Genomic DNA, 14,489 nt, shown 5'->3' with positions numbered 1-14,489 from the left:
CCTCATTCCCTTTTCATTATAATATAAATTTGTGAAAAAATTATGTAAATAACAAAGAAAAGATGATTTCCTTTAAAGAAATCATCTTTTCACCCCTAGGAATCTACTCCTTCTTTTAAAATAATAGAAATATTTTTTTGACGAAGATTCTTCATTTTTATAAATAAGACAATAATATATAAACTATAACAAACTATAATATATCCTAATATTCTTAAATAATTTATATCTTGATGAAGAAAAACAAACAAGATTATCCATATACACATAAGAAATGGAATGATAATAACTAAATATTTTAATTTTTCTGTAAAATAATTTTTTTTAATCTCAGACATTGGAACTCCTACTGCATGAAGAATTGACAAACTTGTTAAATTTTTTGTTACATCTTTCCATGTTATATAAATAATATAGATAATGGTCACAATTCCTAAGATAATTTGAATTATCATAAACATGAATTGATACAAGCTCTTTTGACCGAGATTATCTTGTTGCTCTGAGAAAATAGAATGTTGAATTGAAAAATCATTATTTTTTATTAATGATTGAAAATAATGTTCTACATCTGTTCCACACTGAAGTTCATAAAAATCACTATTTTGCATTAAATAATCATATTGTGTAGGAAATTCAACTGTAAACTTCTTTTCTTTTAGATAACTATTGACTCCATTATAAGAGTAATAGATTTGCTTTAAATCATTAACATCTTCCTGAACAATATTAATAATTTGAAACTGAATTGTATATTGACTTTGTCCTAATTGATAGTTTAAATCTAATTTATAATTGATAAGTTCTTGGTCAGTTAGTTGAAATTGATTTTTGAGAATATCTGCTACATTTTGATTAATAAGAATTTCATTTTGTTTTAGGTGAATATGGGAAACACTATCATCTACACTTTGAGGATAAATATTTATTTTAACAAGTTTATTCTTTATGGGAACAGAACTAAATTCGAGAATAGGCCTTTTCGCCTGACTATATCTATTCAAAATATCCGAATTATGACCATAAGTTTTTACATAAATACTATTCTTATTAACCGCTATACCATCTTTGTTTTCAACAAAGAGATTTGTTCCTATTTGGTTAATAGTCAGTTGCATTAAAATTAAAAGACTCATAAAGATTGTTTGCAACATGGTTCTTTTATGTATAATCTTATGTATAATCTGTCTTGTTTTATGGGAATTAACATTAGAATTATTTTTTATTATTCTCATTGTCTTCATTTGATGATGTTGATCTTTAAGATAAAGTTGATAATCTTTGAGTTCATAATGATAATCATAATAATTTTTTAATAATAAAGTTTCATGAGATGCAACAATAACAACATGATCATGAGAAAGCTTTTTTAAAAGATTCAAAACTCGTTCTTTATTATCTATATCTAATGATTCAGTTGGTTCATCACAAATAATAATCTGTGGCTGACAAAATAACGCTCTTGCTATTCCAACTCTTTGCCTTTGCCCTTGTGATAATTCTTTAGGATACCTGCTTAATAAGTCTGTAATATTCAGTTGCTGTAAAATATCTGTGCAATACTCATTTTCATCATGTATCATTATGATATTTTCTTGAACTGTCAATTCATCTATAAGTTCATAGTTTTGAAAAATACATGCTATAGATACATCTGAATCTATACATCTCTCTCCATTATCAACATCTTCATATCCGGCTAATATATTTAAAAGTGTAGATTTCCCACTTCCACTACTCCCAGATATAAAATAGAAACCACAGTATGAAAAATTAAAATTAAGATTTTGAAAAAGGACATGCTTATCAAATGTTTTATGAATGTTTTTGAGTTCTAAATGCATATAATCCCCCTTCAATAATTACTATAAAAATTAGCGCTACACTGGTAGATAAAAGATAATTAAATATGTTATATTCAACGAAAGAAGCAAAACCAAGTGTATTTACGAATTGATTAAATATTTGGCATAAATATGGTAGCATTAACATTTGCAATCCAATAACTGTTACAAATAATAAAATTAGATACCCAAAAATATAAAATATTGGAGAATACCCATAACTCCTCATCACTTTTTCTTCTTTTATATAACGTTTACGACAAGCCAATATCATTCCCACTTCAATTATAAGTAATCCTATACATACCAAACTACTAAAGAGATAGAAATAAGCAGGATTCTGATACTCTTGAGACTCTGTTAAAAAAGAGTTATTATAAGGAATAAAGGAACTTTCTCTTCCAACAATTGTTTTGTTTATATCATTAGCCACTTTTTCTGCATTATATTGTGGGTCAATTAAAAAATAAACATAAATGTATTTTAACTTATCTGGGATCATTTGATAGGCTTCCTCAATCCACTCATCTAAAGCTCCTTCTTTAAAGTAAATCTGATTTTCATTCTTATTTTCTGTATAACTGATTCCACTTATTTGTACTTTTGTTTCTTCGCCACCAAAATAAGAAAAAGGCATTTCCTTTCCTATTAATTGTTTATAACTATCTAATTGATATTCTTTAGTCAATGCTGCGGCCACTTCTAAAGAAACAATAATCTCATTATTATGAACAGGCTTATACCCATATTGTAGTGATATTTCATATCGATCATAGAGTTGATATGGAACAACCTCAGTATTTTTTTTATTGCCTATTTTAAAAATATCAAATGCAGGGGCATTCGAAAAACTATTATCTTTAAAACCTTCATAATTTCTAAAATCAAATGTCAGAACAAAATCTTTTGGAAAATCCCCATTAGGATGAGAAGAATTAGCTTGATCAAGAATTCTACAAAAATCATCATAATCAGCAAAAGGAACTTCACCAGTTTCTTGATAAATTCTATCACCTTCTATAACAGCTTCTTTAATATCATCAATTGTCATCTCAGGTGTAAAAGAACCATTTGATAATGAATAGTTTTGAGGAGTCCAGCCATAACGGTAACCAATAACCTGACTAATATTATCTTTAACCAATTGAAGCGTCTTTTTATCATAAATATCATAATAGAGATAACTACCATCTTCTTCTACTCTATCATCAACACCTCTATACTTATTATTATCTTCATGAGGTTGAGTAATAATAAGATTTTCTGAATTACGCCATTTATTTTTTTCAATGACTGCTTCTCTCGTCGATGAAAACAGTGAAGTACAAACAAATGCTATTATTAAAATTAGAAAAATCAAACAGAATTTTGATATAAGTTCAACTGGATGACATTTTAAACTTTTTATTAAGAATCTTAACCTTTGATTATTACTTTTACTAATATCTGATATTTTATTAATTATCAATTGTTCTTTTTCATTAACAACCTTATCATTGACAACCTTTCCTTTTTTCATAGTAATAATACGGTCAGCATATTTTTCTATTAACGCCACCTCATGTGTAACTATAATAACACTTTTGTCTTGAGATATAGTTTGTAAAATCTCCATAATTATCTCAGCATTTTCATAATCTAATGAAGCAGTTGGTTCATCACAAATTAAATAATCACTTTCTACTAGTAATGATCGTATAATTTGTATACGCTTCTTTTGCCCAACGGATAACTTCTTAACCTTTTGATGAACAAACTCTTTCATATGAAATTTTTCTAACCACTCATCAATAAGTTGACGATTATTATTAACAATCAATAAATTGTCTATAACTTTCATTGATTCCATTAAAAGAATATCTTGTTCAACAACTTCAATTTTACCATCTCTTTCAATATGACCTGTAAAGTCATTATCTTTACCAGATATAATATGAAGTAACGATGTTTTTCCACATCCACTTTGTCCAACAATGAATATCATACCTTTTTCTTGAATATATAAATTGATATTATTTAGAGCTTGAATATCCTCGTTGTGATTATGATAAGTTTTATTAATTGATTCTAGTAACATTATATTTCACCCACCTTTTATTTTTATCAGACTATGCTCTATACTCAAACTTAACAATAAAAACCATATATTTAGTTTGAATATATTGATTAATTCATATCCATATATGAACTAAAATAATCAAACATATTATACCATTTTTTAATAATCTTTCTCTGTCAATAATATTTAGCCTTATTGAGAATAACTTCCTCAAAGATTATTTACGTTCTATTTTTGTTAACAATAATCGTGGATTATATTTCTATGCATTTGAATAATTTAATTATAATATTTTCAACATCACTAAGTCATATCATAACTAATTAATGATTAATTTTATACAAAACTTCATCAAAATATTGAACATTCACAATGAGTATTACCTTATATTATTATAATAAATACATTTCATTATTTTTGCAATGATTTTCCCCTAACCGTTAAATTATAAATATTACTTATTTATAAGTATAATATTTTGACTAATAAATTTAGATTATTTATATAAATTTTATTTAATCAAATGTTTAAATATTTTAAATTGAATAAATATTTATCATCATCTCTAAAATCTTTGAGAAAAATTAATTTTAAATTAAATAAACATTAAATTTATTTATCTTACTATAAATAATTAAAAACAATCACTTCTATTAAGGTTATTACTCAAAAATCTGTAACTAAAAATAAAAGATTCCAATGTTGTTTCAAAATTAGTAATAAATAAAAAAAGCCACTTCTATTGAAATGACTCTCATAATTTCTTCATATAACCTTCATCATCATAATAATATGATTCATCAAATTTAACAAAATGAAGTCTGCGTAATAATTTTTTTGAACGAACATTATCATTATAAACATAACAAAGTACTTTTTTAAATTTCTGTTCATTTTTCATATAATCACAAAATGCTGTGACAATTTCTGTTGCATATCCTTGTGACCAATAAGCACTATCAAGTGTATATCCCAATACAAAAATTTTTCTATTCACAACTTCTACAAATAAATCACCTATCATTTTATTTTCTTCTTTCAATACAAATGATAAATGATAATCTGTTTTTGGTTGATTCATAGTTTTTATTAACTGACATTGTTGAATACGACGTTTGGCATCATCTTGTGAATAACTAGTCCAGGATTGATATTGTGCCACTTCAGGCTTACTTCGATATTCACTCATACGCAATGCATCTGCTTCTTCTAAATATCTTAAATATAATCTTTCTGTTTCTAGTATCATATGTTGTCCTTTAATTTAAGTGATAGTATATAAATAACATGCGATCTTTTCCATTGATATCTTTAATAATCTCATAGGGAATATTTGGAAAATAATGCTCAACAGCTTGACACATTAATTCTCGTTGATCAAAGCCCATCTCAAATGCTAATAGAGCACGATCCTTGATAACACTTTGAACTTTTGAGAAGATTTTTCTATAGAAGTATAAACCATCATTACCTCCAAATAAGGCAACATGTGGTTCATTATCTTTCACAACACTCTCAATATCTTGCTCTACTGGAATATATGGTGGATTAGATACAAATATGTCCACTTTCATTTCTCTATCTATCAATGGTTCTAACATATCTCCTTGATAAAATTCAATATTTGCCCCTAATTCCTGTGCATTCAAACGGGCAACCTCTAAAGCTTCTTTACTAATATCAGTTGCAACGACATTGAGTTTACTTTCTTCCAACGCTAAAGAAATCGCAATAGCACCCGAACCGGTTCCAACATCACATAAATCAATAGATTCATAATCTTCAAAATAATCATCTATCTTATAAAGAATATTCTCTACCAATTCTTCAGTTTCATAACGTGGAATTAAGACATCTTCATTGACAATAAAATCTCTTGAAAAAAATGTTTCTTTTCCTTTAATATATTGAATAGGTTCTCCATCCATATATCTCTTTATACCAGCCTGAAAAGCTTGATATAATTCATCTTCAACTTCTTCATCCATCATTAGGTACAATTGATGGGGTTCTTTATTTGCCAAATGATAAAATAATACCTTAGCAACATTACAATCTTTATTTGTATCATCCAGCATAGTTTCACTTTCTCGAAGCAATTCTCTTATCGTCATTACTCTTCTTCTCCAAGTAATTTCAATCGTTGATCCTCATTAATTAATGCATCGATCACATCATCTAACTTACCTTCCATAATACGGTCTAATTGTTGAATTGTTAAACCAATACGATGATCAGTCACACGATTTTGTGGATAATTATAAGTTCTAATTTTCTCACTTCTATCTCCACTACCGATTTTACTACGACGCTCACTTCCTAATGCTTCTTCCTGTTCACGTTGAACCATTTCATAAACTCTTGCACGAAGAGCACGCATTGCTTTATCTTTATTGTCATGTTGACTACGACCATCCTGACTTGATGCAACAATTCCAGTTGGTAAATGGGTAATACGGACTGCTGAATCCGTTTTATTAATATGTTGTCCTCCAGCTCCAGATGCTCGATATGTATCAATTCTGAGATCACCTGGATTAATCTCTACATCAACCTCTTCTGCTTCAGGCATAACAAGGACTGTCGCAGTAGATGTATGAACTCGTCCCTGTGTTTCTGTCTTGGGAACACGTTGAACACGATGTGAACCAGATTCAAACTTTAGTTTAGAATAAACACCTTCACCTTTCACCATGAATGAAACTAAAGAAAACCCTCCTGCTTCAGATTCTTGTGTCTCCATGACTTCAACCTTCCATCCTTGTGATTCTGCATACTTGACATACATTCTATATAAATCACCAGCAAATATATTTCCTTCATCTCCACCAGCAGCACCACGCACTTCCACAATAACATTCTTATTATCATTTGGATCCTTAGGAATTAATTCTAAGTGAAGCTTTTCTTCTAAATGAGGTTTCTTTTCTTCCAATTCACTTAATTCTAATTCTGCCATTTCTTTAATTTCAGGATCATTTTCTTTCATTAATTCTTTTGCTTCTTCAATACCACTTAAAACTTTCTTATATTCTTGATACAATTGATATGCAGTTTCAAGTGATGCTTGTTCTTTTGAAGCTTCTGTCATCTTATGAATATCACTAGCAATGCTTGGATCCATTAAGATTTCATTTAATTCTTCATATCTTCTTGCGATTGTTTCCAATCTTTCTATCATATTATTCATACTCTAACCTCCAAACCCTTTCCATTATAATATAAACTTATAAAATAAGCAAAATAATATTGGTATATTCTTTGTTTTTTTGATTGACAGAAAATGATTGTTTTTTTATACTACATTTAAAGGAATTGGAGGATAGACAATGAAAAAAGCAGTAATATTTGATATGGATGGTTTAATGATAAATAGTGAGAGAGTCACTTTTGAAGGTTATCAATTGGTGATGAGGAAATTAGGTTTATCAATAAGTGAAGACTTTTATAAACAGTTATTAGGAAAGACGCTTCCAACGGCATATCAAATTTTTTATAATGAATATGGGGATGACTTTCCCATGGAGCAAGTCTTAAATGACGTTCATCAATATATGGCTGACTTGTTTGATCAGGAAGGTGTCCCATTAAAAAAAGGATTATTAGAACTTTTGATATATTTGAAAGAAAATAACTATAAGACTATAGTGGCAACATCGAGTACTCGTAAAAGAGTTGATCATATTTTAGGCTTGGCAGATATCATCAAGTATTTTGATGATTCTATCTGTGGTGATGAGGTGACTCATGGAAAACCTCATCCTGAGGTATTTTTGCGTGCTTGTGAGAAATTAGGAGTGAATCCTAGTGATGCTATTGTTTTAGAAGATAGTGAAGCAGGAATTCAAGCAGCATATAGTGGAAATATTGATGTCATTTGTATACCAGATATGAAATACCCTGAACAAGAATTTGAGAAAATGACAACAAAGATTCTCGATTCTTTAGATCAAGTGATAGATTTCTTAACATGTTCTTAAGATGTTCACATCAATCATGTAATATAATGATGTATGAGGTGATCTTATGAATGTGATAAAAAAAGGATTTATGATGATAGGTGTCGTTATTGTGGTGGCTGTTGTTTTGATTGCTGGTAGTAATGTTTATGTATATGCAACAACTAAAAAACAAGTCAATGCATCATTGGAAGATGCCGATTGTATATTGGTCCTAGGTGCAGGAGTGAGAAACAATAAACCCACACCTATGCTTAATGATAGACTTGAAGTAGCTATTCAATTATATAAAGATGGAAAAGCCTCAAAAATCATTATGTCTGGTGATCATGGTCAAGAAGATTATAATGAAGTTGGTATTATGAAAACATTTGCGATTGAAAATGGTGTTCCTTCTTCCGCTATTTTTATGGATCATGCTGGTTTTTCAACATATGAAAGCCTATACCGTGCCAAAGAAATTTTCAAAGCTAAAAAGGTGATTATTGTCACTCAGGACTACCACCTTTATCGTGCTTTATACATAGGTAATCAATTAGGGATTGAGGCTGTTGGTGTTCCTGCTAATCCTCGTTCATATTCTGGTCAAACAATGCGTGATTTAAGAGAAGTGGCAGCTCGCGTTAAAGATGTTGTCGCATGCATCTATAAACCAGAACCAACATATCTTGGTGATGCATTTCCTGTCAGTGGAAATGGTGATGACACCAATGATGTAGCATTTTAAAGTTCTTTCGTAAAATTATAATGATTTTTTAAATACCCATGTGCTTCATAGAAGTGATGGGCTTTTTTTCTATATGTTGATGTTGAAATTTCTAACTCAACCAAACCTTTTTCTTTGGCAATTTTTTCAACATGTCTAAGCAAACGATCTCCAACACGTAGACCTCGATATTCTGGCATAACCACCAATTCTACAATCTCACCTGTAGCACCATGATGGTGTAAATATTGATGAATATATAAACTTATAAATCCAATAATCTTTTTTTCATAAAAATAAACATAAAACTTAACATGTGGACTTTTTAAGCCCTGATTATAGACATCTCTAAAATGTTCTTGATTGATTTGTTCTTGTTCTAACTCACATATTAATGAATAAATATCTTTTAAATCTTCTTCCTTTGCTTCTTGAACCATACTCTCACCTCATCTTTATTATACTAACTTTGTTCAAAACAGACAGATATTCAGCAAAAATTGAAAAAAGGATAGAAATATCTATCCTAAATCTTCACCATTTGTTTGAATAACTTTTTGATACCAATAGAATGACTCTTTTCTTCTTCTAGAAAAATCTCCAGTTCCATCATCATATCTTTCTACGAAGATAAATCCATATCTTTTTGCCATCTCACCAGTAGAAGCTGATACTAAGTCAATACATCCCCAAGGTGTATATCCTCTTAAATCAACACCATCTAATACAGCTTCATGCATTTGTTCAATATGACTTCTCAAATAATCAATACGATAATCATCTTTGACTTGGCCGTCTTCTTCAATCTTATCATAAGCACCTAAACCATTTTCTACAACAAAGATTGGTAATTCATAGCGATCCCAAATTTCATTTAATGAATAACGTAAACCTTCTGGATCAATTTGCCAACCCCAATCACTTGCTTTTAAATATGGATTTGGAACTCCACCTAAAATATTTCCTTTTCCTGCCTTTTGTTTTTCTGGATCAGCAGTTTGACAATTTGACATATAGTAAGAACATGTATAGAAATCAACTGGCCCAGCTGCTAAGATTTCATCATCCCCTGGCTCCATATGTATTGTAATATTATTTTCTTTAAAATATCTATTCATATAGTTTGGATATTTTCCACGACATTGAACATCACTACAGAACCAGTTCATAATATGATTCTTTTGCTGATTTTCAATTTGATCTGATGGCTGACATGTTAACCCATAACTTGTTGCCATAATTTGCATACATCCAACTTGATAATTTGGATCAATCTCATGAGCCATTTTCACAGCCAAAGCACTTGCTAAAAACTGATGATGTAAACCTTGGAAACGATTGTTAGGAACATCTATTTGATCCATAAAATCCATTGGTTTAATTTCATTGAGAATTCCTTGTCCTAAAAATGCTCCCATAGCAGTTGTCGCTGAATTGATTTCATTAAAAGTTAACCAATATTTCACTTTCCCCTTGTATCTTGTAAAGATTGCTTTACAGAAATTCAAATAACAATCAATCATTCTGCGATCAGTCCATGAATTCCATTTCTTTGTTAAATGAAAAGGCACTTCATAGTGAGAAATTGTCACTAATGGTTCAATATTATATTTTAAACATTCATCTATTAAATCCTCATAGAACTTTAATCCTGCTTCATTAGGTTCAGATTCATCTCCATTTGGGAATATTCTTGTCCAAGCAATAGAAAAACGATACATCTTAAAGCCCATTTCTGCAAACAATGCAATATCTTCTTTAAATCTATGATAATGATCAATTGCATCATGTGATGGATAAAATGTTCCTTCTTCTAAAACTGGCGTAATTCTTTTGCTTGTTGTGGCAGTACCACCTGTACAAATATCAGGACAAGAGATACCTTTACCACCTTCTTGCCAACCACCTTCTAATTGGTTCGCAGCTGTTGCTCCACCCCAATAAAATCCTTTTGGAAAACTCATATTTCATTCCTCCTTTTATTTCTATTTCATTATAATGAAAGAATTCATTTTTTCATAACAATTTTCAGAAGATGAAATCAATTTTCATATTTTAAAAATGTTGTTTTCTCTTCGACTTTATTCTACAATAAATATGGTGATAAAAATGAGAAAGAGAATTATTTACATAGTTGCAGTTATGTTTCTAACAGGATGTCAAACAGCAGAAGCTCCACAACAAGATATTACACCACAAACACAAACAGTACATTGTACTTTTGTAGGTGATTTATTATATGAACAACCATATTATGATTGGATTGAGAAAGATTCACAGGATAAGGGTTATTACGATCTTGTAAAACCATTTTTTCAAAAAGATGATTTATCAATTGCTAACTTAGAAACTCCTATTGGTGGAACTGAATTAAAAATATCTGGTGTTGGTTATTCGTTTAATGCATCTCGTGAAATCGGTGAGCAAGTTGCGTCTCTAGGCTTAGAAGTCGTCTCTACTGCGAATAATCATGCAAATGATCGTGGTAACAAAGGAATTGATAATACATTAAAGTTTCTCAAAGAAAAAGATATTATATCTGTAGGAACTTATGAAAACCAAGATGATCGTAATAAGGGACGTTATCAAACGATTAATGGCATTCGTTTTGGTTATGTTTCTTATACATATGCAACAAATCAGATTGTACAAGATAAGAATCGTTCAAAAGTTGGATTATTCAATCGACCAAGCGATAGAAAATTCACATCTGAATATAAAACAATTCTCAAAAAAGAAGTAGAAGAAACACGTAAAAATTGTGATGTCCTTATTGCAATGATGCATTGGGGAACAGAATTTACATATGATATAAATAATCAACAAAAAGAACTTTCTAAGTATTTAAGTGATTTGGGTGTAGATATTATTATTGGAAATCATCCACATTGCTCACAAACAATGGAATGGATTAATAACAATCGAACACTCTGTATGTATTCATTGGGAAATTTTGTATCAGCTGATCATATTGTTGATCGTACTCATCAAGAATTTAAGAATGCTTATAATGTCTCAATGATGGTAACACTTGATGTAGTAGAACAGAATAATCAAATATCTATTCGAAATATTGACTACATACCTATCATTAACTACTATGATAGACAGCTAAAAAACTTTAAACTTATACCTTATGACCAATATTCAGAAGAACTTGAAAAATCACACTATCACTATAAAAATGGATTCACAAAGAAGTGGATTCAAAAAACATATCAAAAACTTATCCCTAATTCACTTGAAAATCATGAATTAAATAAATAGAAACCCTAGTTTACTGGGGTTTCTATTGTTAGTGATTATATAATAATTTATAAAATTCAGGAAGTAAATCTTCAAGTAAGTCTTGATATCCACAATAGTTTTCTTGTATATAAACACTTCTCATTCTTTTACATCCACCATGACAAATTTGAGAAAATTTACACTTTTCACATAATGAAGGAATTGAATTCTCTATTCTAGAAAAATCTGAAAAGAGTTTATTTTTTGACATTTCTTTAAAATCTAATTCCTTTATATTTCCTAATTGATATTCATCTAATGCATAAAAGTCACATGGATAGACTGAACCATTGGCTTCAATAATAAAGTTAGGTTGACATTGACCTATAAATCCACATGTCATTGGTGGTTGTTTTTGTAGTAATGCCAATATATCTTCAAATAGTGTGATATGAATATATTTATGAGAGTAATAATCTTTCATCCACAATTTAAAGAGCTTTTTATAAAAATTTGAAAACAAATGACTATCTAATGCATATTGATTTAAATAATTCAAATCATTGAGACAAGGTATAAATTGAACATATTCAAAATTTTGTTTTTTATATAAATGATATAATTTCTGTGGGTGTTTAGCAAGCTGATTGGTAAGAACTGTTAATATATTAAAATCAATTTTATTCTTTTTTAATAAATTAATTGATTTCATAACAAGAGAAAAAGAGGCATGATTATCTATTGTTCTTAAAGAATCATGATTTTCTTTATAGCCATCTAACGATACACCAACTAAGAATTTATATCTAATAAATAAATCACACCATTGCTGATGAAGCTTTAAAGCATTTGTTTGTATAAGATATTGTATTTTTTGTGATGATAATTTCGTATTTATCACTTTCTGACAAAAATATTCAAAGAATTCAATTCCTGCTAAAGTTGGTTCTCCTCCTTGAAATCCAAAAGTAATGAATCCATTTTCACCAGCAAATGAGCAGGCTTTTTCTATCAATACATCAACAGTCTCTCTTTGCATCATTTTAACTTCATATTCTTTTCTATGATTGGCAACATCTTTATAAAAACAATACCTACAATCCATTTGACATAAAGATGAAGCTGGTTTAATTAATAGATTCACAGATTTCAAGACACTTCCTCCAATCTCATAAATATTGATATATTAGTTTTTCTCTAATCCTAGGCGTTCATATTCCTCATCTGGTGCATCAATAGATTTCATCATATGAATCATGGCATTCTGTAACCTATTTCGAATTTTCTTATCCTCAATTTGAACTTCAGTATCTCTTACATCAAACAAAAGATCACCAAATAAATCTGATTTTAAATAAGTCTTTCCTTTCATTTTCAAATAAGGAACTCCTTGACTCATTTTGTTACCTTTTTCTAATTTCATTGTTTGTAAAACTTCATTTTGGAAAAAGCCACGCATCTGAGTTGGCATTAATGTACATTCTACATATGGTTGATTCGCTTCATTACAACTGGCTTTCATGAATACATATTCACCATCAGTAATATTGACATGGCCACCATGAATACCAAATAAGGCATAGTCATGAATACATTTATCATCTGTAACAACTGGCAATAAAGATTTTCCCTCCATATTTTCTGGTATGTCGATCTCAAAATAATCAAGTAATGTTGGAGCAATATCAATAGTTTGACACAGAGCTTGTCTTCTCCCAACAGATTGATGAGGAACATGTATATAAAAAGGTGTATGAATAACTTCTTGATGCATTGGCCAGAAATTCTTTCCTAAGTAATTATGTTCTCCTAGTAAGAATCCATGATCCGTGTTCACAATCAGCATTGTATCATCCCACATATTGTACTTATCCATCATATCCAGAACTTTTCCAAGATAAACATCACACATTGTCATTAAAGAGGCATACTCCTTTCTTAATGCAACGATATCCAAATCATCATCAACTGGCATATAGGCAGGCCAATTTAAATTGATTTCTTGAGGAAGGTCATACATTTTACGATATTTGTCAGGAACATAAAAAGGCTCATGTGGATCAAATGATTCAATTGTTAAAAACCAATTATCATTTTGTCTATGTTCTTCAATAAACTCTAATCCAGCTATAAATGTTTTGACTGATGACATATCTTGTTCTTTTTGCTGAGCAGATTTATTTGCTATATGTTGAGTCAATGATATTCCTTTTTTACCATATTTTGATGTTTCTATATCTGGAACATTGAGACGTGGTTTCCAGCGATCTCCTTCCTGTCCTCTAAATCCTTCCCAAGAAGCATATCTATTATGATAAGTACAACCTCCATCCTCAAAATAATGTGAATGATCTGTACAAAGATGTGTATAAATTCCAGCCTTCCCTAATGCTTCAATCACTGAAAAATCAAACGGCTCTAATGGCCCCCAACTTCTATGTAAAAAATTATATTTTCCAGTGTGAATTTCTCGTCTTGCTGGCATACATGGCATACTTCCTCCATAGAATCGATCCATGACACAACATTTTTCTTCCAGTCTTTTAAAATTTGGTGTATGGCACCAATCATTTCCATAAGTTGAAAGATAGTTTCTCGTTAATGTATCAAACATAACCATAATTGCTTTCATACTTATTCTCCTCGTATAATATATTTTGTAAAGATGACTAGTCATCTTTACAAGTTTATTT

At 29.6% G+C, this 14,489-nt stretch carries 12 protein-coding genes; 3 read left to right on the top strand and 9 right to left on the bottom strand.

Annotated features, from left to right (window positions below):
• Positions 1 to 95: 95 nt before the first annotated feature.
• The 5 genes from AC5M21_RS10785 to prfA all read right to left on the bottom strand — a co-directional run bounded on the left by AC5M21_RS10785 (position 96) and on the right by prfA (position 7,093).
• The gene (locus AC5M21_RS10785) at positions 96 to 1,844 is read right to left on the bottom strand and encodes an ATP-binding cassette domain-containing protein (RefSeq protein ID WP_008789289.1); all 1,749 of its coding nucleotides are present in this window, start codon (positions 1,842 to 1,844) and stop codon (positions 96 to 98) included.
• On the bottom strand, positions 1,816 to 3,921 hold the full coding sequence (locus tag AC5M21_RS10780; RefSeq protein WP_008789288.1) for an ATP-binding cassette domain-containing protein: 2,106 nt from the start codon (positions 3,919 to 3,921) through the stop codon (positions 1,816 to 1,818). The genes AC5M21_RS10785 and AC5M21_RS10780 overlap by 29 nt, the downstream gene beginning before the upstream one ends.
• A 736-nt stretch (positions 3,922 to 4,657) precedes the next feature.
• On the bottom strand, positions 4,658 to 5,152 hold the full coding sequence (locus AC5M21_RS10775; protein ID WP_008789287.1) for a GNAT family N-acetyltransferase: 495 nt from the start codon (positions 5,150 to 5,152) through the stop codon (positions 4,658 to 4,660).
• Positions 5,153 to 5,162: 10 nt separating this feature from the next.
• A complete protein-coding gene (prmC, locus tag AC5M21_RS10770; protein WP_008789286.1) occupies positions 5,163 to 6,017 on the bottom strand; it encodes a peptide chain release factor N(5)-glutamine methyltransferase in 855 nt (284 codons plus the stop codon).
• Positions 6,017 to 7,093, bottom strand: a complete 1,077-nt coding sequence (gene prfA / locus AC5M21_RS10765; RefSeq protein WP_054689511.1) for a peptide chain release factor 1 — start codon at positions 7,091 to 7,093, stop codon at positions 6,017 to 6,019. The genes prmC and prfA overlap by 1 nt, the downstream gene beginning before the upstream one ends.
• Before the next feature lie 139 nt (positions 7,094 to 7,232).
• Here prfA and AC5M21_RS10760 point away from each other — a divergent pair, with 139 nt between their 5' ends.
• A complete protein-coding gene (locus AC5M21_RS10760; protein WP_008789284.1) occupies positions 7,233 to 7,883 on the top strand; it encodes an HAD family hydrolase in 651 nt (216 codons plus the stop codon).
• 46 nt (positions 7,884 to 7,929) lie between these two features.
• The gene (locus AC5M21_RS10755; RefSeq protein ID WP_008789283.1) at positions 7,930 to 8,589 is read left to right on the top strand and encodes a SanA/YdcF family protein; all 660 of its coding nucleotides are present in this window, start codon (positions 7,930 to 7,932) and stop codon (positions 8,587 to 8,589) included.
• On the opposite strand, the gene AC5M21_RS10750 is transcribed toward AC5M21_RS10755, so the two are convergent.
• Together AC5M21_RS10750 and AC5M21_RS10745 are read right to left on the bottom strand one after the other, a co-directional pair.
• Positions 8,586 to 9,008 carry a GNAT family N-acetyltransferase gene (locus AC5M21_RS10750; protein ID WP_008789282.1) on the bottom strand — a complete coding sequence of 141 codons (423 nt, stop codon included), beginning with the start codon at positions 9,006 to 9,008 and terminating at the stop codon, positions 8,586 to 8,588. The two genes, AC5M21_RS10755 and AC5M21_RS10750, sit on opposite strands and share 4 nt — an antisense overlap.
• An 81-nt stretch (positions 9,009 to 9,089) precedes the next feature.
• A complete protein-coding gene (locus AC5M21_RS10745) occupies positions 9,090 to 10,532 on the bottom strand; it encodes a glycoside hydrolase family 1 protein (RefSeq protein WP_008789281.1) in 1,443 nt (480 codons plus the stop codon).
• 145 nt (positions 10,533 to 10,677) lie between these two features.
• On the opposite strand from AC5M21_RS10745, the gene AC5M21_RS10740 reads away from it, so the two are divergent.
• The gene (locus tag AC5M21_RS10740) at positions 10,678 to 11,835 is read left to right on the top strand and encodes a CapA family protein (protein WP_017144056.1); all 1,158 of its coding nucleotides are present in this window, start codon (positions 10,678 to 10,680) and stop codon (positions 11,833 to 11,835) included.
• Positions 11,836 to 11,863: 28 nt separating this feature from the next.
• Here AC5M21_RS10740 and AC5M21_RS10735 read toward each other — a convergent pair whose 3' ends face one another.
• On the bottom strand, positions 11,864 to 12,940 hold the full coding sequence (locus tag AC5M21_RS10735; RefSeq protein WP_237713659.1) for a radical SAM/SPASM domain-containing protein: 1,077 nt from the start codon (positions 12,938 to 12,940) through the stop codon (positions 11,864 to 11,866).
• Positions 12,941 to 12,982: 42 nt separating this feature from the next.
• Positions 12,983 to 14,428: a sulfatase gene (locus tag AC5M21_RS10730; RefSeq protein ID WP_008789278.1), complete on the bottom strand. Its 1,446-nt coding sequence runs from the start codon at positions 14,426 to 14,428 to the stop codon at positions 12,983 to 12,985.
• Positions 14,429 to 14,489 lie beyond the last annotated feature (61 nt).

Source organism: Coprobacillus sp. (assembly GCF_984815275.1).
Note: the sequence above shows the minus strand (reverse complement) of the source record. Positions and strands in the feature narration are given on the sequence as shown.

Coding starts and splice junctions, on each gene's coding strand:
- AC5M21_RS10730 (WP_008789278.1), bottom strand. CDS start 14,428: ATGAAAGCAATTATGGTTATGTTTGATACATTAACGAGAAACTATCTT.
- AC5M21_RS10775 (WP_008789287.1), bottom strand. CDS start 5,152: ATGATACTAGAAACAGAAAGATTATATTTAAGATATTTAGAAGAAGCA.
- AC5M21_RS10760 (WP_008789284.1), top strand. CDS start 7,233: ATGAAAAAAGCAGTAATATTTGATATGGATGGTTTAATGATAAATAGT.
- AC5M21_RS10740 (WP_017144056.1), top strand. CDS start 10,678: ATGAGAAAGAGAATTATTTACATAGTTGCAGTTATGTTTCTAACAGGA.
- AC5M21_RS10750 (WP_008789282.1), bottom strand. CDS start 9,008: ATGGTTCAAGAAGCAAAGGAAGAAGATTTAAAAGATATTTATTCATTA.
- AC5M21_RS10755 (WP_008789283.1), top strand. CDS start 7,930: ATGAATGTGATAAAAAAAGGATTTATGATGATAGGTGTCGTTATTGTG.
- prfA (WP_054689511.1), bottom strand. CDS start 7,093: ATGAATAATATGATAGAAAGATTGGAAACAATCGCAAGAAGATATGAA.
- AC5M21_RS10785 (WP_008789289.1), bottom strand. CDS start 1,844: ATGCATTTAGAACTCAAAAACATTCATAAAACATTTGATAAGCATGTC.
- AC5M21_RS10745 (WP_008789281.1), bottom strand. CDS start 10,532: ATGAGTTTTCCAAAAGGATTTTATTGGGGTGGAGCAACAGCTGCGAAC.
- prmC (WP_008789286.1), bottom strand. CDS start 6,017: ATGACGATAAGAGAATTGCTTCGAGAAAGTGAAACTATGCTGGATGAT.
- AC5M21_RS10780 (WP_008789288.1), bottom strand. CDS start 3,921: ATGTTACTAGAATCAATTAATAAAACTTATCATAATCACAACGAGGAT.